The organism is Paenibacillus sp. FSL H3-0321, assembly GCF_038002865.1.
Lineage (GTDB): Bacteria > Bacillota > Bacilli > Paenibacillales > Paenibacillaceae > Paenibacillus_AQ.
Genome location: NZ_JBBODH010000001.1, coordinates 151,800 through 176,909, shown reverse-complemented (window position 1 = coordinate 176,909; position 25,110 = coordinate 151,800). Strand labels below are relative to the sequence as shown.

At 50.6% G+C, this 25,110-nt stretch carries 19 protein-coding genes; 7 read left to right on the top strand and 12 right to left on the bottom strand.

Translation table 11 applies throughout. From position 1 onward, the window contains the following. Nucleotides 1-26: 26 nt before the first annotated feature. The 11 genes from MHI45_RS00735 to MHI45_RS00685 form a co-directional block, all read right to left on the bottom strand. Nucleotides 27-920, bottom strand: coding sequence for a hypothetical protein (locus MHI45_RS00735; protein WP_076111869.1), 894 nt, complete (start codon nucleotides 918-920; stop codon nucleotides 27-29). 187 nt (nucleotides 921-1,107) lie between these two features. Continuing rightward, entirely contained in the window at nucleotides 1,108-2,304 is a 1,197-nt protein-coding gene (locus MHI45_RS00730) for an MFS transporter (RefSeq protein WP_341118815.1), read from the bottom strand. A 70-nt stretch (nucleotides 2,305-2,374) separates the two neighbouring features. After that, nucleotides 2,375-3,589 carry a M24 family metallopeptidase gene (locus tag MHI45_RS00725; RefSeq protein WP_076111872.1) on the bottom strand — a complete coding sequence of 405 codons (1,215 nt, stop codon included), beginning with the start codon at nucleotides 3,587-3,589 and terminating at the stop codon, nucleotides 2,375-2,377. Nucleotides 3,590-3,594: 5 nt separating this feature from the next. Beyond that, nucleotides 3,595-4,428: an ABC transporter permease gene (locus MHI45_RS00720; protein WP_076111873.1), complete on the bottom strand. Its 834-nt coding sequence runs from the start codon at nucleotides 4,426-4,428 to the stop codon at nucleotides 3,595-3,597. Continuing rightward, on the bottom strand, nucleotides 4,421-5,341 hold the full coding sequence (locus MHI45_RS00715) for an ABC transporter permease (protein WP_341118813.1): 921 nt from the start codon (nucleotides 5,339-5,341) through the stop codon (nucleotides 4,421-4,423). The genes MHI45_RS00720 and MHI45_RS00715 overlap by 8 nt, the downstream gene beginning before the upstream one ends. Next, nucleotides 5,338-6,465, bottom strand: coding sequence for an ABC transporter ATP-binding protein (locus MHI45_RS00710; RefSeq protein ID WP_341118812.1), 1,128 nt, complete (start codon nucleotides 6,463-6,465; stop codon nucleotides 5,338-5,340). The genes MHI45_RS00715 and MHI45_RS00710 overlap by 4 nt, the downstream gene beginning before the upstream one ends. A 42-nt stretch (nucleotides 6,466-6,507) precedes the next feature. Then, entirely contained in the window at nucleotides 6,508-7,677 is a 1,170-nt protein-coding gene (locus tag MHI45_RS00705) for an ABC transporter substrate-binding protein (RefSeq protein WP_341118810.1), read from the bottom strand. A gap of 72 nt (nucleotides 7,678-7,749) precedes the next feature. Continuing rightward, entirely contained in the window at nucleotides 7,750-9,729 is a 1,980-nt protein-coding gene (locus MHI45_RS00700; RefSeq protein WP_341118808.1) for a hydantoinase B/oxoprolinase family protein, read from the bottom strand. Then, nucleotides 9,726-11,771, bottom strand: coding sequence for a hydantoinase/oxoprolinase family protein (locus tag MHI45_RS00695; protein WP_341118807.1), 2,046 nt, complete (start codon nucleotides 11,769-11,771; stop codon nucleotides 9,726-9,728). The genes MHI45_RS00700 and MHI45_RS00695 overlap by 4 nt, the downstream gene beginning before the upstream one ends. 26 nt (nucleotides 11,772-11,797) lie before the next feature. Next, the gene (locus MHI45_RS00690) at nucleotides 11,798-12,541 is read right to left on the bottom strand and encodes an FCD domain-containing protein (protein ID WP_340898315.1); all 744 of its coding nucleotides are present in this window, start codon (nucleotides 12,539-12,541) and stop codon (nucleotides 11,798-11,800) included. 329 nt (nucleotides 12,542-12,870) lie between these two features. Continuing rightward, the gene (locus MHI45_RS00685) at nucleotides 12,871-15,681 is read right to left on the bottom strand and encodes a sugar-binding domain-containing protein (protein ID WP_341118806.1); all 2,811 of its coding nucleotides are present in this window, start codon (nucleotides 15,679-15,681) and stop codon (nucleotides 12,871-12,873) included. Nucleotides 15,682-16,175: 494 nt separating this feature from the next. Between MHI45_RS00685 and MHI45_RS00680 the strand changes: the two genes are divergently transcribed. From MHI45_RS00680 to MHI45_RS00650, 7 genes are all read left to right on the top strand, one after another. Further along, complete coding sequence (locus MHI45_RS00680) at nucleotides 16,176-17,969, top strand: sensor histidine kinase (RefSeq protein ID WP_341118805.1); 1,794 nt, start codon at nucleotides 16,176-16,178, stop codon at nucleotides 17,967-17,969. Next, nucleotides 17,962-19,521 (top strand): response regulator transcription factor, encoded by a 1,560-nt coding sequence (locus MHI45_RS00675; protein ID WP_341118804.1) that lies wholly within the window; start codon nucleotides 17,962-17,964, stop codon nucleotides 19,519-19,521. Before MHI45_RS00680 ends, MHI45_RS00675 begins: the two co-directional genes overlap by 8 nt. Nucleotides 19,522-19,645: 124 nt before the next feature. Further along, nucleotides 19,646-20,602: an ABC transporter permease gene (locus MHI45_RS00670; RefSeq protein WP_340898320.1), complete on the top strand. Its 957-nt coding sequence runs from the start codon at nucleotides 19,646-19,648 to the stop codon at nucleotides 20,600-20,602. A 10-nt stretch (nucleotides 20,603-20,612) separates the two neighbouring features. Beyond that, nucleotides 20,613-21,515: a carbohydrate ABC transporter permease gene (locus MHI45_RS00665; RefSeq protein ID WP_076111892.1), complete on the top strand. Its 903-nt coding sequence runs from the start codon at nucleotides 20,613-20,615 to the stop codon at nucleotides 21,513-21,515. A gap of 75 nt (nucleotides 21,516-21,590) precedes the next feature. Continuing rightward, nucleotides 21,591-23,336 carry an ABC transporter substrate-binding protein gene (locus MHI45_RS00660; protein ID WP_076111894.1) on the top strand — a complete coding sequence of 582 codons (1,746 nt, stop codon included), beginning with the start codon at nucleotides 21,591-21,593 and terminating at the stop codon, nucleotides 23,334-23,336. Nucleotides 23,337-23,519: 183 nt separating this feature from the next. Next, entirely contained in the window at nucleotides 23,520-23,648 is a 129-nt protein-coding gene (locus tag MHI45_RS00655) for a hypothetical protein (protein WP_341118803.1), read from the top strand. A 70-nt stretch (nucleotides 23,649-23,718) separates the two neighbouring features. Next, nucleotides 23,719-24,069, top strand: a complete 351-nt coding sequence (locus tag MHI45_RS00650) for a hypothetical protein (protein ID WP_076111895.1) — start codon at nucleotides 23,719-23,721, stop codon at nucleotides 24,067-24,069. A 45-nt stretch (nucleotides 24,070-24,114) separates the two neighbouring features. Here the strand turns inward: MHI45_RS00650 and MHI45_RS00645 are convergent, their stop codons facing one another. Continuing rightward, the gene (locus MHI45_RS00645) at nucleotides 24,115-25,110 is read right to left on the bottom strand and encodes a Gfo/Idh/MocA family protein (protein WP_076111897.1); all 996 of its coding nucleotides are present in this window, start codon (nucleotides 25,108-25,110) and stop codon (nucleotides 24,115-24,117) included.

Genomic DNA, 25,110 nt, shown 5'->3' with positions numbered 1-25,110 from the left:
TTACCGGGTCATGTCCTGGAAATTCTCTATAAACTCAACCTCTGCTGGAGTAGTACTGCCAGCTCCTCGGCTGTATCCCAAACCATCGGACGGATATCTTGGATTTGTACAAAAAGGTTATCGGCATCGCTGCCGTTTACGGTCCAGATCACCGGGATGTTTAAACCGAGCGCATATCCCGCTGCAAAATACACCTCGGGGGATTGACCGGATAAGTCCGCAATCATCAGTTTACTGTCCGCGATAAGCTCCAAGGAATACTGTTCACGGCTCTGCGTTTTTGTATGTGTAAGCAATCGCGGCAGATAACCGCACTGCTCGATTTTCGGCAACAGTAGTTCCAGCCACTCCGTGCGTAAATCCCCCTCATCCGAAATGAGAACGACGCAAGGCTTTAGTTTTTTTCCTCCTGCGTTCGCAGCGGCTTCGCTCCATCCTTTGCCGGTAAGCTTAAAAGACATACCTTCCCTGATGAGCAGCTGCTCATTGATCAGCTTATCAATGATATAGACCAGCTCTTGCAGATTGGGCGAATAGGTCAAATTATAGCTGCTGGAGAGTGGTTGAATGACCACGGGTTCCTCCGGCCCTTCGGAATGTCTGTACAAATATTGCAGTAGACGGTTTCCTTTATCTTCAATAGTAACAGGTATTTTCGGAGAATTTGCAATCGGCTCTAAGTCGTTGGCCGCTAGTGTGACCTTTTCATCGCAATCGGTCAGCTCCCGGATATAAGCTGATATTAAATGAAGCATATCGCGTTTTTTGGGGTGCGGCAACGAATTAATAGGTTCGTAGCTGTCTCTCCGCAGGCTATAGAAACCGCCGGGGGAACAGGCACAGCCAATATATCTATCGTAATCGCCTTCCGGTTTAATGGGAACAATCTCATCGCAGAACAAACAGTGTTTCTTATTCATGACAACTTTTCACCTCTTATTAATTGCTAACCTCTACCTTACCAAGTTTTTTAAGGAAAGTAGACAAGCAGATATTTCCTTCACTGCTGAAAATGGACGTTTATTGATGAACTTATAGTCTATCCTCAGTCGGCGATCATACAAAAAAGACAGCCGTCAGGCGGCTGCCTCTTCTTAGTTTATGGAATTATAGTTTCTGAGTCCCTCCCCCGCTCTTGTGCACTAGGAAGCCGCATAACATCAGGCTAATTGCCACATAGGCTGCGATCATGCCGATGATGCCGAACCAGCCAAAATGGCTGTACAGCACCCCGCCGCCTGTACCGCTCACACTAGAGCCTATGTAGTAGAAAAAGAGGTACAGTGCATTGGCCTGCGACTTATGTTCATCGGCCACCAGGCCCACCCAGCTGCTGGCAATGGAATGGCCACCGAAGAAACCAAAGGCGAAAAGTGCGAGGCCGATGATTTTGACCCATAGGTAGGGATGCAGCGTGCAAAGTGCTCCCGTTAAGATGATGGCAAGAGCTAACCTAATGACACCGGTACGGCCATACCGGTCAGCCAGCCGCCCCATCCAGGTGGAACTGAAGGTTCCCATCAGATACACGACGAAAATGCTGCCGGCCAGTGATTGGCTAAGATTGTACGGTTCACCGGTCAACTCAAAGCCAATATAATTAAACAAGGTGACAAAGCTGCCCATTAGCAGAAAACCTAGCCCATACAGACAAAGGAGCCGCGGATTACGGCATTGCGACCAGAGCAGTGGAATCACCTGGCCCAGCTTGCCTGTCTGTTTCACGAAATGGCGTGAAGGCGGAATCACCATCCAGAATATCAAAGCCGCAGCCAGACCCAACACGCCAATGACACCGACAGCTGCGCGCCAGTCAAACCAGTCGGTCAACAACCCGCTGATGATCCGGCCCCCCATTCCTCCAATGGAGTTGCCGCTAATATAAAGTCCCATCGCATAACCCAGACTGAGGGGTTCGATTTCTTCCACAAGATAAGTCATTGCTATAGCGGGCAATCCGGCAAGCGCAATGCCTTGTAATATACGCAACAGCAGCAATACGGGGAAAAGCGGGCTAAAAGCGGAAATGACGGCGATCACGGAAGTTGCAACCAGAGAAGCCGTCATAATGGCTCTGCGGCCAACCGCATCGGATACGGAACCGATGAACAGCATGGTCAATGCCATGGATAGAGTGGTGACCGACAAGGTTAAACTGGCTTCCGTCGGCGTGATTCCGAACGCTTCGGTAATTTCCGGCATCAAAGGCTGCAAGGTATAAAGAAGCGCAAATGTGACAAAACCTCCGGCAAACAGTGCAAGACTAATATTTCGGAACGATTTTGAACCCTGCTGAATTTTCATTGCTCCCTACTTTCTTTGCTGGAGAAACTCCGATTGTCAGAACAGGACAGGGGGACCGGAACCCTCCTTGTTATTTGCGGAACAGCTTTCGTTCCATCTGTGTTAAGAACTCGTAGCCGTCTGCTGTCACCACGATCGTATCTTCAATCTGAAATCCGCCTGCGCCCAGTTCATAATAAGGAACTTCCACACACAGCACCATCCCCTGTTCCAGAATGCGGTGATCTCCGGGCGACAGAGTTACATCATCGTACAATTCCAGGCCGATGGCATGCCCCACATGCTGGCGCCGGTAATGCGGAATGCCTTCCTTCTGAACTCTGGCTACGGCTGCCTGGAAGACATCAGAGGCCTTTACGCCAGGGCGGATCATTTCAAGCGCCTGCTCCCAGCCGCTGCGAACCGCATGAAAGTGCCGGTCCATCCAAGGGGTGGCTTCTCCAAGCACTACAGTCCGGCCTGTGTCTCCCCAGTACCCGTCCAACTGAAGGCAAAGATCAAAACGGATCTGGTCCCCCGGCTCGATGACGCGGAAATAATTCTCAATCAGCGGCAGAGCGCTGCGCGGACCCGCACCCACTGCCGTCATCGCGGGGGTGCCCCCTGCTTTCATCACTGCAAGCCGGTAATGGTCGGCCAAGTCCTTCTCGTGCACACCCGCGGCGATCAGATCGATTAGTTCCTGCTCAATTGTCTCGTTCAGAACCGCAGACTTCCGCAGACGTTCGATTTCAAACGGGGTCTTGATCTGGCGGATCTGGCGGAACAGCTGGTAGGCTGCAACAGCCTGTCCGCCTGGAAGCCCTGCGGCAAATTTGGCAAGCAGATCCGGAGCGATCCTCATTTCGTCCACTCCTACTGCTTGTCCTTTGAATCCAAGAGCTTCAAGAGCCGCCTCCAACGCTTCAATCGGACCCGTATAGGTTGTCGTATTCTGCAGCAAAGCGTAAAAAAGATCGATATCCGGAGTGGATGGTTTGCCTTCGATAGACCCCTCCACAAAAAAATCACTATACACATATAAATCCGCTCCGGTAATCCCCGACTGCGCGACTACACCTAGCCGATTTGTAGGGATAATGACACAGGGACGGGTTTCCGGTTCACGCGGCAGTACAGCATAAATTTGCATCGTCCAGTTGCTGGCCCGCAGCTGCGAGCCAAGAATATAGTTGATATTTTCCGGCGTGGTCGCCACAAGAGCAGCCAGACCTCTGGTTGCCATAAGTTCAGCGGCACGCGGCCGGTTGACTCCGGAAACAGGATTCGAGATTTGCTTGTCCATCAGGTTCAAGACCTCCGTTTATTCGTTCGGCTGCCGAGCAGTTTTTCCAGACCCGGTGCGGAGCGGATGACCAGTTTGATTGCAAAAAACAGAACAAGTGCAAAAGCGATAAGCACCATGGACACGACAGCGACCGTAGGATCCTGCCATTTTTCCATGTACAAGAAAAGCTGTATAGGCAAGGTGTAACTTCCCTGACGTAAAATAAGCAGTGCTGTCTCGACCTGATCAAAGGTGAAGACAAAGGCAATCGAGCCGGCTAAAACAAGCGAAAGCCGCAGCTGCGGCAATGTGATCGTAAAGAAAATGCGAAACGGTCCGGCCCCCAAATCGGCGGCAGCTTCGCGGTGTGCCGGATTGAGATTGGCGAGAGCGCTGCCAACAATGGACAGGACAAATGGCAGGACGATGACCGCCTCTCCCAGAATCAGGGCAAATAATCCGCCTGCGATGTGCATTTTTGAGAACAGGATCAGATACGCCACACCTAATGTTATCTTGGGCATTACCATTGGCGACATGAAAAAGGCGCGCAAAAGTCCCCTGCCCGGAAAAGGATAATGGACAATCGCCAGCGCAGCCATTGTGCCAGTAACCAGCGCCAGCAGAACTGCGCCCGCAGAAGACAGCATACTATTCCGGAAGGCTTCCAGAAACTGCTTCTGATCACCCAGACGGCTATACCATTCCAGCGTCAGCCCGTCAGGCGGAAACTTGCTGGAGGCTCCGCTGCTCACTGAGGTCACCAGGATCATCAACAACGGCAGCAGCAGATATAAGCCAACCGCGCCGGCACATACGTAGAGAATCCATTTGTAATCCCGCGGTTTTTTAATCATGGGCCTGCCCTCCCGTCCGTGTACGCCGGAACATCAGCCGGTCAGCTCCCTTGTTAACAATCAATGATACAAGGATTGATGAAGCAAACAAAAAGAGGCTCGCCACAGCCGCCATCGGCCAGTTCGTATCCAATGTCCGCTGATAGATCAGCACCGGAAGCGTCATGACGCGCCCGCCTCCGATCAGCTGAGGCGTTGTAAATGCGGTCAGGCAGAGTGTGAAGACAATCTGCACCCCGCTCGCAATGCCCCTCGCGGACAAGGGCAGTGTAATGGTTAGAAACGTACGCCATTTGCCTGCGCCCAGATCATGGGCTGCCGCTTTCAGTGAATCATCGGTTTGGGTAAGCACATTCAAGATCGGGAACACCATAAACGGCAGAAAGATATGTACAAGCGCAACGGTAACCCCGGTCTCGTTATACATCATCTCAAATCCGCTATCCGTCAGTCCCATCTTTATGAACAGCCAGTTCATAAAGCCCTGCTTAGACAATAGCAGCTGCCATCCATACGATCTGACAACAGCACTGACGAGAAGCGGAAGAAACGTTAGCAGCAAGAAGAACTGTTGTATGCCTGGCCGTTTCAGGCCGGCAATACAGTAGGCTAGCGGATAGGCAAGCAGCAGACTCCAAAAAGTTACCTTGGCTGCGACTCGAAAGGTGGTGCCTATCAAGGTCCAATAATAGGGGTCTCCCAGGAAGGAACGGTAGGAATCGAGATTCCAGTCCCGGATCAGCCTCCCGTTCTCGTAGAGATCAAAACTGTACCGGCCGAAGATCAGCAGTCCACCGAGATACACGATGCCCATCAAGGCAAGCGCCGGCAACAGCAGCAGCAGCAGCTGTGCCGCCCAGGTTCGGTTCCCCGGAGAGAACAGCCCTATGAGCTTGCCGGTGGCCTTCATCATAAGGAACCCACTCTTAGAGGAGGCCCATCAACGGGCAGGAGCAGTCCGTCTTCGGGATTGAACCCGATTAGCAGCGAGTCGCCCGGAGCATACCGGGCATCTCCCCGCTGATACAGTGTGCTGGCATGCAGCTGGACATGGCCACCCATATCCAGCGTGTACCGGATGCTTGCACCGCCATATGCACATTCGGTCACTCTTCCTTCCAGCCGGTTGTCGCAGCCACTTGCTGCTTCTCCGATCCGGAGATACTCGTAACGGACGGAGAGTGAACCCGTACTCCCCGCAGCGAGCGGGGGCTGCCCTTCCTGCGGGCGCACGGCAAGCTTCAAGCCGCCGGCTTGCACCCAGACCCGGCCTTCTTCCGCACCAAGTACCTTCACCCGAAGCAGGTTGGTGTCGCCGATAAATTTGGCAACAAAGCTGTCCACGGGCCGTTCGTAGATTTCATCGGGTGTTGCATATTGAAGCAGCTTGCCGCCCCGCATGACACCGATGCGGTCAGACATGTTCATCGCCTCGTGCTGATCGTGGGTAACGAAGATAAACGTGCCCCCAAATTCGCGTTGTATCCTTTTCAATTCACGCTGCATATCCAGCCGCAGCTGCAAATCCAGTGCTGACAGCGGTTCGTCCAGTAGCAGCACCTCCGGCTTGTTGATTAAGGCGCGGGCAATGGCAACGCGCTGCGCCTGTCCGCCGGATAGCTGGGAGACGGCGCGTTGGCTGTAGTCGCCAAGCTGCACCAGTTCCAGCATCTCCTGTACTCGCTGTTTGATTTCGTGTTTCGGGGTATTTCTGACTTTCAAGCCGTAAGCGATGTTATTGTAGACATCCATATGGGGGAACAGCGCCAGTTGCTGAAAAATCATGTTCGTATTCCGTCCATAGGCCGGGATCCCCGAGACATCTTGTCCCGACAACAGCACAGTCCCCTCATCAGGCTGCTCCAGGCCGCCGAGAAGCCGGAGCAGCGTGGTTTTCCCACAGCCGCTGGGCCCGAGCAGAGAGACGAATTCTCCCCGTTTCACCTGTAGCGACACCTGATTAACGGCCGTATTTCCCGCATAACGCTTGCTCACATCTCGCGTCTCGATTGCAATCGGCCCCACTCCGTCACTCATTGTCCCCAACTCCCATCTCTTCGGTTGCTGCCAGCAGCCGGTTTATAATTTTGTTTTGACCAGACGGTCCCACAGTTCCTTCCAGGCCGAGCTGTTCTTGGCCAGCGTATCCCAGTCGGGATTCATTCCCTTACTCTGCTCCTCAACGGAGAAGGATGGATCATCCTTATATTTATCAGGGATGACTGCTGCCGTGCTCGTCACTGGAGTTCCGGTCGCCTCAGCATAACGGGACAGCGAATCTGCGCTAAGCAGCTCGTTAATGATCTCGTTGGCCACTTTTGCCTGCTCCGGCGTAGAACCTTTGACAACCTGCAGCGAATAAGGGAAGGAAATCGCACCTTCCTTAGGATAAGCTACGGCCAGCGGCGAGCCGCCGTCAATCCAAGTCTGTGCTACTTGTGAGCTGAACGGAGCAATCAGGGCGTCGCCCGAATCGAGCAGACCCTTTAGCTGGTCGTTTGAGGTAACCAGTGTGCCGATCTGATCGCTGTTATCCGCCCAGAACTGGAAGGCCGGCTCTGGATTCTCGTAGGATGCGCCGAGTTCTTCCCCTTTTACAGCCAGAAGCGGGGACAGATAAGAATAGAACATGTAATCCCACAATGCGGTTTTTCCTTTGAACTCCTCGCTTCCCCACAGGTCGTTCCAGCTTGTTGGCGGTGTTTTTACCAGATCTTTGTTGTAAACCAGCGCAAAGCTCGACACGCCCCAGACGATGCCCTTGTTGTCAGCGGTATGGAAAGCTTCGGGAATGTCCTTCATATGGGTGACAATGGCCGGATCAAGCGGCTCCCACATATCGTCATTGATGCCTTTTGCTGAAGCATCTGCGTTGAAATAACCGAAGTTTACAATTGGATTGTTCGGGTCAGCCTGCTTGCCTGCCAGCATTTTCGGATACATTACAGCATTGGAGGATTCTTCAAAGGTCACCTCAACGTTGGGATGGTTCTTCACATACTCTGCTACGACTTCCTTAGGAACCACATCCTGATTGGAGCCGGCCCAGATAAACATCGTCAGCTTGACCTTTTCACCACTGCCGGCTGCTGGCGAATCTTCCGATTTCCCGGCAGCATTGTTTTCAGCAACATTGTTTCCGGTAGCGTTATTCGCGTCGTTTCCCCCTCCACAAGCTGATAGTGCCACAATCATGGCAAGCGACATTGCCGGTAAGATATAAGAGCGTTTAGGTTTTTGAGTACTCATTCGGTTCTCTCCTTCAGGTTATTTAATATAATTCCTAATTTTGCCGCCTTCCGGTCATAGCCGCTGTTGTCATTAGCGCAGCCCTATTCCCCTGCGCAATTCTTCCATGATCTCTGGTACTGCTGAAGCCGAAACTGGATGGCCCGCAGCAACTCTGGACTCAGCTTCTGCCATCGTCTGTCTCTTCAAATAATCCCGGAGTGCCAGCGGATAGCTGCTTAGGGCAGCATTCACGGCGAGCTGCATTTTATCCGTCCACACCGTTTCAAACGCAGTCCGGGCTTCCCCGAAGATGAAAGCTTCCCCATTCTTACTGCGGCCATTACGCAGCAGCTTAGTGGATGCTTCATCAATGGTTTTGCCATTTGAATTTAGCACTACGCCGTATTGTTCATGCGCCTGATCTTCCGACAAAAGTCCTTTCTGCACATCATCCCGTACGAATGCAGGGTCCCGTTCATAAGGATCTCCATATCCGCCGCCGCCCTGGGACAGAAAAGTCACGGTATCTCCCGGTTGTAGCAAAAGCTCATCAATCCGGCCAAGGTTACGTTCATCTGGCCGGCCTTCATTAAATATCGCTTCTCCATGATTACCTACACCACCTCCCAAGCGGCCCCAGGGCTGGAATTCCATCCGTTCCATATTTCTTGCGGTCATCACGGTATCCGGACTGAGAATCCTGACGCGCAGGTCAATGCCGGAGCCGCCTCTGAATTTACCGGCTCCGGCTGAATCCGCCCTTAAGCCGTAACGTTCAATCAGTACAGGCATCTCCGCCTCAACCGTTTCAGCCGGGATATTCCGCAAATGGCCTACGGCGAAATCCATCCCGTCGATCCCGTCCTTCATCGGTCTTGCCCCCGATCCGCCGCAGATCGGCTGAATTACACCGACTTTGCTCTTGCCGTCGGAAGCATCGGTCATTGCCATCATCACAATGCAGGCTTGACCTGCTCCAGCAGCCGGCACCTTGCTGCTCTGCGCCTGGCTGAGCGCCCCCGTAATGACATCCATCACCCGGATAAAGGTCGCCGCTCTCGCTCCTACCGCCGCCATCGGCTCCGGATTGAGCACCGATGCCGGAGGCGCGTAGTTGCGCACCATCCGCACCATCCCGGAATTCCATGGAATGGCCGGATCAAGTGTCCGGAAGTAGCGGATCAACGCCGGCACAAGCATATAGTGCCCTTGCTGGTTATGCGTCGGAATATTAAACGAAGCTCTAACCTGCGGGTCGGTTCCGCTAAAATCCAGATAGATATCCGTACCGGTAATTGTCATGCGGCAGCGTAGCCGGATCGGATAGCCGCCGGGACCCTTCTCCAGATAGTCCCAGAAGTCATAGGAGCCGTCGGGAATATCCTGAATGATCGTCCGGGCTTTAAGCTCCGCATACTTCAGCAGATTCTCAATGCCTTGCTCCACCTGCTCCGCACCATATCTGCCGATGAGTTCCTTCAGCCGCTGCTCCCCTCTGTTCAGCGCAGCCATAAGCGCCTTGAGATCGCCAAGATTCTGCTCAGGGATCCGGCTGTTGTCCAGCAGCAGCCGGAGCACCTGCTCATTCATACAGCCTGCCTCATACAGCTTGACCGGCGCAATCCGGATGCCTTCCATATGTATGTCATAAGCGCTTGGCGATACGCTGCCCGGAACCTTTCCGCCGACATCCGAAGAATGTACGAAGCAAAGCCCAAAAGCAATGATCCTGCCGTCATGGAAATAAGGCTTAATCAGGTGAATATCCGGCAGATGGGTAACCATCCCCCCAGTTGTATAGGGGTCGTTGCAGATGACTATGTCACCTTCCTTCCAATGGTGTATTGCCTGGATGGCGGTAGCCGCAGGAATTCCCAGGGAGAGGTTGTATCCCGTATCCAGCGGAGAGCCGAACGTCTCGCCTTCCGGCGATAACAGGTAGGTTCCGAAATCACCCGTCTCTTTGACAAAAGCGGTAAAACCGGTGCGCAGCACGACATTGGCCATTTCCTCTACTGCAGCCTGAATCCGGTTGTTGAAAATTTCGAGAAAGACTTTATCCGTAATCATAGATCTGCCTCCCCGATAATATTTCCGTTAGCATCTCCGTGTATCGTGTAGCCGGGAGGTATAAAGACCGTCGTATCATATTCCTCAAGGATAGCCGGACCGGAGATTCTCGTATCTGTGTTCAGATGCTCACGGTTAAGTACCTTAGCCTGGTAATCCAATCCGTCAAACGTGATTCCCCGGGTCTCCACAGGTTTTCCACTGCCTGCTACCTGCGGAGAAACTGCCCTAATCTTGCTCGGCAGAAGCCCTACGATGCTTGCCCGCAGATTGACGAACATGACTTCCGCCTCCGGCTGGCTGATTCCGAACACGGATTCATACTTGCGGTGGAATCTAATCTCCGCTTCTTTCGGGTCAGAAATATCAGAATCTGAGAGGGTAACCTCCAGATCAAATGCCTGTCCTTCATATCGCATATCCGCGCTGTATATGACGTATGTACCTCCCAGGTTTACTCCACCCTTGGCCTCATCCTCGATCCAGCGGCGTCCTTGCTGCTCAAGCGAAAAGAAATGTGTCTGAAGTTCTCCGGCATCCAGTCCACGGCTGTGCTTGTGGAGTGTGAAGACAAAGTCGTTGCGCAAATTGGCAACCGTGCAGCCCAGAGCACAAAGCGTTCCAGGAGAAGGTGGAATCAGCACCCGGCGGATGCCAACTTCACGCGCCATCAGAAAAGCATGCATCGGGCCCGCCCCGCCATAGGCAAGCAGAGTGAAGTCACGGGGATCGACTCCTTTTCGCGCCATCAGCGGTGAGAATTGGGCATACATATTCGCGGTGGCTACATCCAGAATGGCCTGCGCCGTCTGCTTGGCAGTCAGCCCGAGCTGGTCACCCAAAATCGTAAGCGCCTGTTCAGCCAGTTCAGGGAACAGCTGCATCTGGCCGCCGAGAAAGCGGTCAGCCTGCAGAATACCCAAATGCAAATAGGCATCAGTGGTTGTAGCCTGCCCGCCGCCGCGGTTGTAGCACGCCGGTCCCGGCTTGGCGCCTGCACTGCGCGGCCCTACCTTCAATACCCCGACCGAATCAACCCAGGCGATCGAGCCTCCGCCCGCTCCAATGGCGGTCACATCTACCGCCGGAATAATGACCGGGAAATCCCCCACACGGTTCTCTGTGGAGTAGGCGGGCTCCTTGTCGATTAAGGCGACATCTACGCTTGTCCCGCCCATGTCGAAGGTTACCACCTGGCTAATCCCTGCCTGCTCCGCGATAAAGGTTGCGCCAATCACACCCGAAGCAGGACCGGACAGGAGCGTCCTTACTGGCTCGGCTGCAGCGCGGGCAGCGGTCATCATACCACCGTTTGACATGGTGGACAGCAGCGTCGCCGATACGCCGTAGGGTCCGATTCCATCTTGCAGACGCTTGAAATAAGACCCCATCCGTTCGCCTACATAAGCATTCATCACTGTGGCCAGCGTCCGCTCGAACTCTCGCTGCTGCGGCCAGATTGCACTGCTTCTACAGATGAACAGCTGCGGATAACGCTCACGGATCAACTGTTCGGCCAGCTGCTCATGACCGGCATTGGCATAAGAATGCAGGAAGCTGATGGCCAGCGCCGTAACCCCTTCCAGCACCAATTCATCCACTGCCTGGAGCAGTTGTTGCGGGTCCAGTGGGGTGAGCACTCTGCTGTCTGCGAGCTGACGTTCATCGATTTCTTTTACAAGCTGGCGCGGGACAAGCGGCAGCGTTTTATCCCCATAGAGGTTGGTTGTATTCTCAAGCCGCAAGCGGCGTATTTCGAGTACATCCCGGAAACCTTTGGTCACGAGCAGCCCGGTAACTGCACCACTGCGTTCGATCAGCGTGTTTACGCCAAGCGTAGTACCATGCACGAAGAGTTCAATTTTACGGGTGTCCACTCCCTTCGACTGCAGCTGGTCTAATGCCTGGAATATCGCCTGTTCGGGAGCATCGGCTATCGAGGGTATTTTGAGCGCCGCGACAATCTGACCCTGCCCGTCTGTAACAATGGCATCCGTAAAGGTTCCGCCGATATCTATGCCTAAGCGGTAATGGATCTCCACAATTTCCACTCCTTTATTCAAAGCATTTACGAATTGCGCTGTTCCTGATTTTGGATAGCGTAATAACGTTTGACATCCTCTATCATTTGATTGATATGCATAACCATTGCCGCTTCCGCCTGCTCAGGTGATCCCGCAGCAACGGCATCCAGAATTTTACGGTGATCAACCACAAGCTCGCTGCCCACCGTGCGGCGAATATAGGCGGTCTCCAGGAAGTCCCTGCCGGTTTGCCATACCAGCTGAGCCGCATGGAGCAATACCTGATTACGCGCCGTAAGCGCTAGTAAAGTATGAAATTCACGGTCTTCTTCATAGGGAATGATATTTTGTGATAACAGCTCGTTCTGACTGGCAATAGAAGCCTCTAGCAGACTAATTTCTTCCTTTGTAGCCCGCTGTGCAGCCAGTGCGGCAATTTCCCGCTCAAGCGCCCGTCTGGCCACAAGCACATCCACGAGTGCAGACTCTCCTGAATTATTCAATAGCTGCAGAAATTGGTGATTTACATTTTTCTGGTGCAGCTCTTTCTCCAAATATGCAATGCGCCTTGTTCCTTTTTCCGTCAGAATACGCCCTTTGCGGCCTTCCAGAACGGTATAGCCCTCGAAATCAAATTCCATCAGCTTGCGTCCGATGGTTGCCTGGCTGAGTTCATATTTCTTCCCCAGCGTATGAACCAGAGTGCTGGCTCCAAGCGGAACTTCAGCATTCCTCAGAGCCTTTAAGAATTCATACTCGAGCTGCAGATGATGCGATTCCAGTGCCACTCTGTTCATCCTTTCATGTTGCTAGATTGACGTCGTTACTCATTGATGATTAATAGAATTATAACTAAATAATGACAAATCTACAACAAAATACTCCCAAATAAAGCATGATTTTGACAATTTATTTTTATGAGCACTAACAGGCAAAAAAAGCCTGCTCTGCGAGGTTGTTATTCGATATCTATTTTTCAATATGCTTGAGTGATCTACCTATCAAAGTCTCTCCTTTTTCTACTTCTGTTTATCTAAAAAAACAGGAAGCCGATATTACTTCGGCTCCCTGCAAAATTTGAACTTAAGATCTATTTAAATCAAACTGGCCCTGATGCTTATTGAATAAGCTTGTGCAGCTCTGAAACGCTAGCTGTGTACTGCGGCTTGAATTCGCTGGATGCCATATAACCGGCTACGCTGGACAGGAAATGTCTTCCTTCCGGCGTTTCACCTGCTTTACTGGCGTCGAGGGCGCAGACCAACAGATTGCCCGCCCCCACTCGGCACTCAAAGAGGAACCCCAGCTTATGATTACGCTCAAAGTTGTCGATTGTCTGCACAATTGGGCTCCACTCCCGGTCGGTTCCATCCAGGATAATTGATTTTGAGTTCTCGATGATACTCCACCAAGGGTACGTGGAATATTGTTCGCACGGGAAATCACGGAACACAGGATGGCTGTTGTCGATCAGAAGCCCCATGGTACCAACAGGTACCGGGCGGTTCATGCTCTCAGAGATGGAGCGGAACATAGGGTAACACCAGAAATCCGTACAATAGAAGCCTTCAACAGCGTTATGAAGAGACTCAGGTTTCGGCATAAGCAGCACGTTGTCACCTTGCTCCAGCAGCGCAAGCGCCTCATCGGAAAGCTCTTCGAAAATGTGGATGTTATCCAGCCCGGAACCGCTTTTCTCTGGATATACCCACAGGTCGTAGGATTTACGGATATCTGATCCGGTGATTCTCAGAGTAAGTACAGCTTTGGTCATCTTCTGGACGGCAGGAAGATCAATGGCCAGCTGGCAAATATCGATGTAATTCGAACCCGCCGGGATGTTAACTTCACTTGAGCCTTCGCCCAGCGTTCCGCCGTCTGCGGTCAACTCCCATTGCAGTACAAGAGATTCTGGTGTTCCGGACCGGAACCAGCTCAGCTCGACGCTGGCACTAAAGACTTCTCCGGAGACGTAATTGTATTTCGGGAATCTTGCCAACAGGACTGCATCGCTGCAGAAGGTGCGCCATTCCTCTGGTGTAATCATTCCTTTGGAGTCCATAAATGCATCGAGGATACCGACCAAGGCGGTTCCCTGTCCGCTGAAATCCTGCAGATCCAGCAGCTGGAATCCGGCAAGTCTCCGGGTGCGGAAAGCGGCCTCAAGCTCTTCTTTGTAACAAGCAGCCGCCAGCTGCCCAGAAGCCTCGAAAAATTTGCCCGCGAGATGCCCCAGACCATTGCTTTCCAGCCGTTCTTGGAATATTTTGAAATTTCCAGCTTTGAGCGGTCCTGTATATTTGCCGATTTCTTCATAATTTGGATAGGTCGCGTATTGCCCGATCTCATGCGAGATAACAGGAATATGCGGAATCCATTCCCCGGACGTGTCTCCGACCTGCACCGTTTTGGCTTCGGTACCATACTGAATTTGGACAGTACCTCCCGCTTTTGCTACCTCCCCGCTCTGCAGGGACGGAGGAACGAACTGGTCGTCATAATCCTTCATCGTACCCGGCAGCGCGGTCTGGACATGACCGAGTGGTGCGTCGCACATCGCATAAGAGCCTCTGAACAGACGATCCTTCGAGAAACGCACCCCGCAGAAGAAATCTTCATGCTCCAGAATTTCCGGTACCCATTGGTGGTTGTTCGAGCCTTGAGTATACAGGGGTCTGTCGTCGAATGCTTTATAGTCTTTGAGAATGGAATCGATCTTGGTTCTGCTGCCCCACAGCTCGTTGCCGAGCGACATCATCACGAAGGACGGATGATTGCCGAACGCTTTCAGAATTTCATATCCTTCGCTGACCAGATAGTCTTGTTCCGCCTGGTTATGACCCTCGTCGGTTGGTTCCGTAATCGTTCCCCAGAACGGCAGCTCCGGCTCCATATAGATCCCGAGCATATCGGCAGCGGTAAAAGCCGCTTCCGGCGGACAGCAGGTGTGGAACCGGTAATGGTTGATACCGTAAGATTTGGAAATTCCCAGAATTCTAAGCCATTCCTCTACGTCAGTCGGGGCATATCCGGTCAATGGGAAGATCAGCCCGTCATGTTTGCCGCGGAGAAAGGTCTTCTCCCCGTTGATCGTGAATTTATCGCCGTCCGCCTTGAACTCCCTCAAGCCGAAGAACGACTCATGTAATTCGCCGGTTTCGCCTTCTCCATCCTTCAGGAGGATGTTAAGGTTATAGAGATTAGGTGCATTTTCACTCCAAGGAAGCGCATCCAAACCTAACATGTAGTCGATCGTAAAGTTCCCCGGCGAGATTGTGAATTCCTGCTCAGTCACCGAATGGGCTGTCTGGCTATTAAAACTGGAAGCTGATACGGCAATCGTTATTACAGCCGTTCCTTCCAGTGTTCCTGTGATTCGGACAGAACATTCGGACAGATTCGGATCGAGCCGAATTCCGCTCAAATAGGACTTGCCGTAGAACTGAAGCTCGATGCGTCCGGTGATTCCGTTCCAGTTGGTCTGAGTGTCCGGTGAAGTCATATGTCCGCCTTTGGTCGGATATCCAGTATTGTCGACCCGGACGGTGAGTGTCTGACTGCCAGACTGAAGCTTCCCTGTCAAATCATATACATGCGCGGTGTTCAGGCTATCACGGCTGCCAATCTCTTGACCGTTCAGCCAGAGCGTCGTAAGTCTCGTTCGTTCCAAATATAAGAAACAAGTCTTTCCTGCGAGTTCTTCTGGAATGACTACTTCCTTCGAATACCAAGCCGACCCTTCGAACAGATATTCATCTGTCAGAGCGCTGACCAGAACCTCTTCGTTCTTCGGTCCCTTACGGGCATGTGATGTCGTTCCCGGCAAGGTAATGACATCAGAAAAAGGCAGCTGTAGCCCCTGTTTCTCCTTATCTAATTGCAATTCCCACTCGCCTTCAAGGCTAATCTTTGTCTGCAACAATCTCACTCCTAATCATGGTAATCTATGCAACCCTATATTGTTGCTCCTGATCTTTGGTTCTCCATTACTTTCTCCTTGAACATAGCTGTTTCCTGCTTCGCCCATTTTACTTCTCAGCTTCTTCTTTAGCTATTTATATTGAACTTATAATTCTTCTGTTTTGGGATTTGCCGTGACTACAGAGAATGTTTGGACTTCCGGCCGCTGTTAGGTTTGGATTTCCTGAATTTAGCCGCGAATCGCGGTAGAAATCCAAACCTTGCCCATGCTTCCGAAGCTAGCTTTCCTGCGGAAAGCTTTCAGGCGGACGCTATCGCTCCTACAGTTCCAAAATTCCCCTCCGCACTTTTCCCTAAATGTATATTCTAAAGTTCAATCTATATAGTGGTTCTTTCACGAGACAATAAATGCATATTATATTGCATTTAATGGATGGTAGTTTAACGATACTCTTAATAATTGTAAGCGTTATTACTATTTCTATGGAGGTGTTTGTTTCTGTGTATGCCCGTATCATCACCCTAATGAACAATCTGCGGCTCAGGACGAAGCTGTTCTTGTCTTTTGGCTGTGTTGCCTTAATTCCGGTGTTGATTGTTGGGGTATTTCTGACGAGTGAACTGCGGAATATGGCGATGGGCAATGCTCTGGAGCAAATTACAGCCAATGTGGACCGGGTGAAAAAACGGACCGGTGAACTGCTGGGCGTCCCGCTCGACATTGCTTACCGGCTGTCCAATGACAGCCGACTGGAGGAAGCTGCCAACCACCGGTACGAGTCGGTCTATGATGTTGTGAAGGCTTATTGGGACTATCCTGACTTTCGTGATTTTATCCGCCTGTACAAAGAGATCTCCAGCATCCGCCTGTATATCAATAATCCCACAATTCTTGACAACTGGGAGTTTCTGCAGGCGGATGAGACGGTCACACAAGAGCAGTGGTATCAAACCGCTATCGCCAAGAAAGGCCTGGTCTGCTGGAATTATATCCGTGACAACCGCAACGGCCAATATTATCTCAGTCTGATCCGCAAAGTAGATTTTCTGAAGCAGCGTACCGCCGGAGTTTTAGTTGTAAATGTGAATACTGACGAACTTAATGCCATCCTGAATCAGGAGACTTTTGAAACCATACTAGTAGATGAGAACGACAATATAGTAGCCTCCAACCGTGCAGATACACTGGGCAAATCGCTGGTTGATATTAACTTCAGCCCTGTATCTGCCGCCACCGCTGGACAAGGTCCCTATGATATAACGATTGATGGCAACCCTTTTAAAATGCTGATTGATGATTGGCATCCAGGGGGAAGCCTGAACAGTTTGCGCATCATCTCCATTTTTTCCGTTGAAAGTATCGTGAGCGAACCCAACCGGATTATCTCACTGGCTTCCTCTGTCATAATTTTTGCATTACTGATGGCTATTCTGCTTATCTATTATTTCTCCCGGGTACTCACCGGACGGATGCTGCGCTTAAGCAAGCATATTTCCAAGGTCGCTTCCGGTAATCTGGGTGCTACGCTGGTAATTGACGGAAAAGATGAAATCGGCCAGCTGGCGAGACAGTTCAATCATATGGTGCGGAATATTAACGACCTCATGAGCGAGGTACAGGAATCCAACCGGCAAAAGAATGCAATCGAGCTGAAGCAGAATGAGATTAAATTCAAAATGATGGCCAGCCAGATCAACCCCCATTTTCTGTTCAATGCTCTGGAATCCATCCGTATGAAAGCTCTAGTCAGGGGCCAGTCTGATATATCCCAGGTCGTGCGGCTGCTCGGTAAAATGATGCGCAAAAACCTGGAGGTCGGCAATGGGATGATCAGTCTGCACAGTGAGCTGGAGACCGTAAACTGCTACCTGGTCATTCAGAAATTCCGCTATGATGATAGGCTAGCCTATGAGCTTCAAGTAGACCCCAAGGCTCACAGTATTCAGATTCCGCCGCTGATCATTCAGCCCCTGGTGGAGAATTGTGTGATCCACGGGCTGGAGAACCGGATTGACGGCGGTATGGTCCGGGTGGATATCCGCATAGAAGACAAACAGCTCAAGGTGCAGGTATCCGACAATGGCATAGGTATTTCCAAAGAACGGATGCAAGAAATCCAGCAGATGCTGGAGAACAAGGATGACTATGAAACCAATAATATCGGGATGCGCAATATTCATTTGCGGCTTCAGTTAACCTACGGCCCGGAATGCGGACTTACCCTGACCAGTCAAACCGGATTCGGAACGCAGATCAGCTTTGCCATCCCCCTGAGGAGCGATTCTTATGTATAGTGTGTTGATTGTGGATGATGAGCTGGCAATCCGTGAGGGACTTACTGCTCTGCTGGACTGGGAGAGCTGTGGATATCAGATTATAGATACAGCGGCGAACGCCATAGAAGCCAAGTATAAATATGAACTCTATAGTCCTGATCTAATGATTGTAGATATCCGGATGCCCGGCAGAGACGGTCTGGAGCTTATTAAAGAGCTGCGGGAAAACGATCCGGAGATGCACATCATTATCCTCAGCGGTTATGCCGATTTCGACTATGCTAAGCGTGCGCTGGCTTTTGGCATTGATAACTATTTACTTAAGCCGGTAGATGAATTGGAATTGCAGTTATATCTGGCAAAACTGTCCGCAGAGCTGGATGCGCGGAGCGCCCATCGCAAGAATCATGCCGCCGCAAAGGTGTGGAGCCGCGAAATGCTTGTTCAATCCCTGCTGATGGAGAACAGCCTGCAGATGCTGCCTTCAATGGAGGAATCCATCCATGAAGCAGGACTGCTATGGGATTCCTATCAGGTAGTCCTGATCCGGCTGCTCCTCCAGGATAATGCGGACAACGGGCCTTCAACGGCCGTTAAAGCCAAACTTGCAGCAAGCTTTGATGAACGGGCGTGGGGGATTGTCTTCTCGCTGGACTCCTATTTGGGGGTTCTGCTGCAGCCCTCTTATCAGAAGGAGCTTGTACGCAAATTAATGGTCCAGAATATACTGCAAGCCGTAACTGCTCATGGGCTTGAATGCATCATCACCGCGGGTGATATGGTGGATACCCTGGAGGAGCTTCCCGTCTCCCGCCAATCCGCACTGGTACGGATGAAGGAGCATTTTTTCTACGACGAGTCAGGTATGATTGGACCGGATTCCCTGAAGCTGAAGAAAGTACTCAAGGTCAGATCAGAGGAAGTGGAATGCAGGCTTGATTCTGTGGTGGAGCGCCTGTATTTCGCCATGGAAATCGGCAGCTTCGATGCACTCCCTTCCTTAATCCAGGAAACCGGTGAACTGATGATCGCCGCCAGTTACTCCGAGATGGCTGTGAAATCACGCTATGTACGAATGGTCACGCATTTGATCAACAAACTCTCGCTCCAATACAGTGAGCTGGCTTTGCAGCACAACCGGATGGATGAGCTAATCCAGCAAATCTATAAACATACCTCCCTGCCCCAGCTGTATCGCTACATCACTACTATGCTGGAGCAGCATGCAGGCGGAATTACCCGAGACGATATGGACGTCTTAATGAAGCGAATGCTAGACCTTATTCACCGCCATTACAATGAGAACTTAAAACTCGAAACGCTGGCGGATGTGTTTACTTACAGCAGCGCGTACCTGGGCAAGCTTTTCAAAAACAGTACAGGCCTTTCCTTCAATAGCTACCTGGACAAGGTCCGCATTGAGAAAGCCAAGGAGCTGCTGGATCAGGGCTGGAAAATCCATCAGGCCGCAAGCGAAGTCGGCTTCAGCGATGTGGATTATTTTCGGGAAAAGTTCAAAAAAGTTGAAGGCATTTCCCCTTCCGTTTACCGAAGAGGAAGCTCTGTGTGAGCACGCAGTTTCAGAAAACGCTTACGAAAAGAGCTGATTTCTCCCTGTTTTTTATAGAAAATGTTCGGGTGTTTCCCTGATTTCCTGTAGTTTATGATAATGCCATATCGAAGGAGGGACATAAATGAAAGCGATTACCACCAAAGTGAAGCCGGAGCCGAAGAAGCCTGCCTCACGCTTTTGGCTAACGTTCCTACAGCAGAAATATCTCTATATGATGGCCATCCCGTTTGTGCTCTGGGCATTTGTATTTAACTATCTGCCGTTATGGGGATGGACTATGGCCTTTCAAAAATACAAACCCGGCAAATCCTTTTTCGAGCAAAAATGGGTGGGTCTGCAGTACTTTAGAGAGCTTTTCCAGGATGAGCAATTCTTCAATGCGCTGCGCAATACGCTCGCTATGAGTGTCATGGGCCTGCTTGCCGGATTCATCATTCCCATCATATTCGCCATCCTTCTGAATGAGTTGCGGCTGCAAATTCTGAAACGCTTCGTACAGACGGTCTCTTATCTTCCCCACTTCGTATCCTGGGTAGTTGCCGCCGGGATTATCACCAAGATGCTCTCTACCGACAACGGTGCGGTGAACGATCTGCTGATGGGCCTTCATCTTATCAGTGAACCTATTCAATTTATGGCCAAAGGCCATTTCTTCTGGGGGATTGTCACGGCTTCGGATGTCTGGAAGGAAACGGGCTGGAACACGATTATCTATCTAGCAGCCATTTCAGGCATAGGCCCGGAGCTGTATGAAGCTGCAAGGGTGGATGGTGCGAGCCGGTTGCAGCAGGTGCGAAACATTACACTGCCCGGCATCCGGACTACAATCGTTATACTGCTTATTATTTCAATCGGGCATCTAATCAGTATAGGCTTCGAGAAGCAGTTCCTGCTAGGAAATAATCTGGTGCGCGACTTCTCGCAGACATTGGATCTATATGCACTGAACTATGGGCTGGGCATGGGACGTTTCTCCTTCGGCACTTCTATTAACATCTTCAACTCTGTGGTGAGTGTGATTCTGCTATTTGTCGCCAATGGAATTTTCAAAAAAATAACGAAGGAAAGCATCATATAGGAGGCCCTTTATGCTGATTAAAAAACTGGCCGCCGCTTCTTGGTCGGACCGCATCTTTGATTTGGTAGTCTATGTTGCGATTACTGTGGTGACTATAGCCACGTTATATCCTTTTTTGAATGTGCTGGCGATTTCCTTCAATGACTCCACAGACAGCATCAAAGGCGGGATTACGGTTTTCCCCCGTGTGTTCACCTTCAAGAACTATGAGACGATCTTTGCCTATTCCGGGCTGATGACCGGACTCAAAATTTCTATCCTGCGCACGGTCATCGGCACGATCCTCGGGCTGGTCAGTGCCTCCATGCTGGCCTTCACCCTGAGCCGGGTGGACTTTCAGGCCCGCAAATTCGTCTCCACATTTCTGGCGCTTACTATGTACGTCTCGGGCGGACTGATCCCCGTCTACATCCTGATCAAAAATCTGCATATGATGGGCACCTTCGGTGTTTATGTCCTCCCCAGTCTCGTAAGTGCATTTAATGTCTTCGTCATCCGTTCCTTCATCGATGGCCTCCCTTACGCCCTGCAGGAATCCGCTAAGCTGGACGGGGCCAACGACTTCACGATTTACTGGCGGGTTATTCTCCCGCTAACCAAACCGGCGCTGGCAACCATCGCCCTGTTCCTGGCTGTCGGCCAGTGGAATTCCTGGTTAGATACCTACCTCTATAACGGTTCCAAGGATGAGCTGACCACCCTGCAGTTTGAGCTGATGAAGGTCATCCAGAGCACGACGACCAATGCGGATAATTTCCGCGGCCGCAATATGACAGAGGTTATGGCGCAAATCTCCCCGGAATCGGTCAAAATGGCGATCACGATCGTCGTCACTGTACCTATTCTGGTCGTCTATCCGTTTCTGCAGCGCTATTTCGTCAAAGGCATGACTTTGGGTTCGGTAAAAAGCTAGTCCGTCTCGGTATCGGCAGGCTTAGCCTGTGTATACAATACATTTTGTGACCAGAAAAAGGGAGGGTTTCTATTCATGACAAGAAAGACAGCGAAACCGTACGTCGTTCTGATGGTCTTGACCTTGCTCCTCAGTGTGCTGGCAGGCTGCGGCGGCTCGAACAATACCAAGAATACGGCAGAGAATGCCGGAGGCACTAAGGCTACAAATGGCGGCAGCGAAACCGCAGAGGCTACGGCAAAGGCTGAAGATTTAAGTCCGCTTACCCTCTCCTTCTTCGCGGAGGACCCGAATCCGAACTGGAACAATATGAAAGACGAAGTCAGTAAAGTACTTACAGAGAAAACAGGCGTCACCCTCGATGCGGAATTTGCTGTCGGTGACCCGCAGCAAAAAATCGCATTGATCGCAGCCGGCGGCGAATATCCGGATATTATTTCCGCCAAAGCGGATATCGGCAAGCTTGTCGATGCCGGAGCGGTGATCGATCTGACCGAATTAATTGATAAATATGCGCCTAACATCAAACGTGTGCTCGGCGACAACCTCGCCCGGGCCAAGTATACCAATGAAGACCAGTCCATCTATGCCATTCCGACCTGGGCAGCAGTGGATGAGAAGAAATTCGTGGCCGGGGGCGGGTTCGAACTGCAGCACCGTGTGGTGAAGGAAGCCGGATATCCGGAAATCAGAACGGTTGCCGATTATGAGAATGTGATCAAAGCCTATCTGGAGAAGCATCCCACCGATGAGAACGGCAACAAAAACATTGGGGTTTCCCTGAACGCAGATGACTGGCATATGTACATTTCCGTCACCAACCCTGCGGTTGCCACGACAGGCGGCTCGGATGACGGGGAATATTACGTCGATCAGGAGACACATGAGGCCATCTACCACTTCCGCCGTCCGGAGGAGAAAGAATATTTCCGCTGGCTGAACCATATGAATGATATCGGCCTGCTCGATAAGGAAAGCTTCGTCCAGAAGTATGACCAATACAAAGCTAAAGTAGCTACCGGACGGGTGCTCGGCCTGATAGACCAGGATTGGGACTACAACGACGCCCAGCAGGCACTCAAGACGGCAGGCAAATTCGATCAGACCTATGGCCATTATCCGGTAACGCTGACGAAAGAATATAAGGAAACCAGCTTCTGGCCTACCGGCTTTATGGGTGGTTACGGCATCTCGATCTCCAGCACGAATCCAGATCCGGTCCGTACGATTAAGTTCCTGGATTACCTCGCTTCCGACGAAGGGCAAATCCTGAACAACTGGGGAATTGAAGGCAAGCATTATGTAGTGGAAAACGGCAAACGTGTCATTCCTGCAGAAGTTCAGGACCGGATTAACAACGACAATACGGCGTTCACTAAAGAATCCGGACTTGGCTTCTACTGGAATATGATGGTCCACTACGGTGATGGCGCCAAGGACTCAACCGGCAACTATTACACTAGAAATTTCCCGGAACAGCTTGTATTGGGTTACAGCGATGTTGAAAAAGAAACCTTGGCCGCTTACAAGGCTGCCACCTGGAAGGATTTGTTCCCAAAAGAAGAAGAATTCACGGAAAAAGCTTATGGAGCGGCATGGAATATCGCGATTCCGGGCGAAGATGAAGTCTCCATTCTGGGTAACAAAATGAGGGATATTACTTGGAAACGCATTCCCCAGGCCATCCTGGCGAAACCGGCCGAATTCGATAAAATCTGGGATGCCTACATGGCTGAACTGGATAAAGCCGGCGTTGAGAAAATGGAAAAAGGCTATACCAAATACGTTCAGGACCGTGTAGCCTTATGGAGCAGTAAATAAGGGTATTATGTGTAGATAACGACAGGGGTGTCCCAAGCAGTCATTTATGGCTGAGGGTCACCCCTATTCGATTAAAGAAGGTGAATGGGTTCCTCACTTCGTTTTCATCCATCAATATAAATATTATAATATTAAGTCGTGTGCATCAAAGTGTGTTTTAGTATGAGATTAAGGAGATATTTCATGGATACGAAATGGCGGAAGTTCATCTCTGCAGGAACCATTCTATACACCATTTTAATTCAACGGGTCAATCTGGATACACATTTATACTTGTTCCAGAAACCATTCCGCTTCGTTTTCCAAAACTGACTTTTTCATGGGTATATGAGGCCCTATCCGAGCTCTACATGAACTGAAGGAAGTTACAGGTAATATTCCTATGACCGGGAACCTTCCAACTTTCACTGTAACAGGCAAGAGAATTGAACCTGAATTTAACTTGTATAGCAGTGATGGCGACAAAGATAAAAAGTACACCTATATCCTGGGGAACAAAATAGATGTAAAGTTCTATTCCTATTATGGCATTCAGGACAATGGGGATTCCAAAGGTGAGGTCACTGTAATGGCAGACGGGAACAGGGTGGCTCAATACAATGATGAATATAGTAAAGAAGCCGAACCTCTGGAGATACCCTTTGATAAAATCAACGAAATTACGATTATAGTTTCCGGCAATGCTAAACTGTGGGATGTTGGAATTACAGAAATGAAGCATTGGTGGGAGTGAACATAGAGAAGGACCACTGAATATGTCAGTGGCCCTTTTTTATATTTATTGCTTCGATCTGTCCGGACCAAACACAAGATTGGCAGACAGCTTGGCAAGCTCAATCACACGCATGACTCTCTCGCTATGTTCGAGCCTATCCGTAACCTTTTCCATATCCATTTCATTTATCATACGCTCAAAGGCGATGAATTCATCATACATCCGGTGGGGATGATCTTTACGATCTACCCGGATGGGTTGCTCCTTATTGGGAACATAATCAAAGCAATCTATACTGTTAGTCGAGCCTGTCAGGCGGATATATCCTTTATTGCCTTGTATGTTAACCGCACTAGGGGCTGTGCTGTCTTTTGAACCTATGCAGACACATTTGAATTTACCGTAATCAAGCATCAGAATGCCTGAAGTATCAATCCCACGCTCCATGTTCGCAAAGTACTCCACCTTCTCCGGGCTTCCGAAGAGGCCTATCGCCAAATGAATATTATAAATATTGATATCCATCAACGCTCCACCGGACAGTTCCGGGTTAAAGGCAGGCAGCACCTCTCCTGCTTTGAAGGCATCATAGCGGGAGGAATATTGGGAATAGTTGCATTCCACGATTTTGAGTTCACCCAGCTTGGGCAGAAATTCCTTCATGCTTAGATAGTTTTTTAAATATTGATTCGTGATGGCTTCTACCAGTATTAATCCACTCTGCAGTGCAATCTCTTTCAACTCCAGAAATTCACCCAAATTGGATGTGAACGGCTTCTCACAAATGACATGCTTGCCTCTCAGTAAAGCTTCTTTCGCATAGGAATAATGCAGATGATTGGGCAGCCCGATATAGACCGTATCCACTTCATCACTCTCAAGCATCTCAGCATAATTGTAGAAGATCTGAGAGATTCCATATTGGCTTTGCAGGGTCAGCAATTTTTCCTGATGGTCAGGTTTTGAACAGATGGCCTGCAATGAAATAGTAGGAATATCACGAACAAAACTTAATAACTCCATTACTATGTTGCCGGCTCCCACGATTCCTAATTTCAT

Excerpts from the sequence above, each read along its gene's own strand:
- MHI45_RS00645 (WP_076111897.1), bottom strand. The coding sequence starts at position 25,110 with ATGAAATTAGGAATCGTGGGAGCCGGCAACATAGTAATGGAGTTATTA.
- MHI45_RS00670 (WP_340898320.1), top strand. The coding sequence starts at position 19,646 with ATGAAAGCGATTACCACCAAAGTGAAGCCGGAGCCGAAGAAGCCTGCC.
- MHI45_RS00675 (WP_341118804.1), top strand. The coding sequence starts at position 17,962 with ATGTATAGTGTGTTGATTGTGGATGATGAGCTGGCAATCCGTGAGGGA.
- MHI45_RS00655 (WP_341118803.1), top strand. The coding sequence starts at position 23,520 with ATGGATACGAAATGGCGGAAGTTCATCTCTGCAGGAACCATTCTATAC.
- MHI45_RS00650 (WP_076111895.1), top strand. The coding sequence starts at position 23,719 with ATGACCGGGAACCTTCCAACTTTCACTGTAACAGGCAAGAGAATTGAA.
- MHI45_RS00715 (WP_341118813.1), bottom strand. The coding sequence starts at position 5,341 with ATGATGAAGGCCACCGGCAAGCTCATAGGGCTGTTCTCTCCGGGGAAC.
- MHI45_RS00710 (WP_341118812.1), bottom strand. The coding sequence starts at position 6,465 with ATGAGTGACGGAGTGGGGCCGATTGCAATCGAGACGCGAGATGTGAGC.
- MHI45_RS00700 (WP_341118808.1), bottom strand. The coding sequence starts at position 9,729 with ATGATTACGGATAAAGTCTTTCTCGAAATTTTCAACAACCGGATTCAG.
- MHI45_RS00735 (WP_076111869.1), bottom strand. The coding sequence starts at position 920 with ATGAATAAGAAACACTGTTTGTTCTGCGATGAGATTGTTCCCATTAAA.
- MHI45_RS00705 (WP_341118810.1), bottom strand. The coding sequence starts at position 7,677 with ATGAGTACTCAAAAACCTAAACGCTCTTATATCTTACCGGCAATGTCG.
- MHI45_RS00720 (WP_076111873.1), bottom strand. The coding sequence starts at position 4,428 with ATGATTAAAAAACCGCGGGATTACAAATGGATTCTCTACGTATGTGCC.
- MHI45_RS00665 (WP_076111892.1), top strand. The coding sequence starts at position 20,613 with ATGCTGATTAAAAAACTGGCCGCCGCTTCTTGGTCGGACCGCATCTTT.
- MHI45_RS00725 (WP_076111872.1), bottom strand. The coding sequence starts at position 3,589 with ATGGACAAGCAAATCTCGAATCCTGTTTCCGGAGTCAACCGGCCGCGT.
- MHI45_RS00730 (WP_341118815.1), bottom strand. The coding sequence starts at position 2,304 with ATGAAAATTCAGCAGGGTTCAAAATCGTTCCGAAATATTAGTCTTGCA.
- MHI45_RS00660 (WP_076111894.1), top strand. The coding sequence starts at position 21,591 with ATGACAAGAAAGACAGCGAAACCGTACGTCGTTCTGATGGTCTTGACC.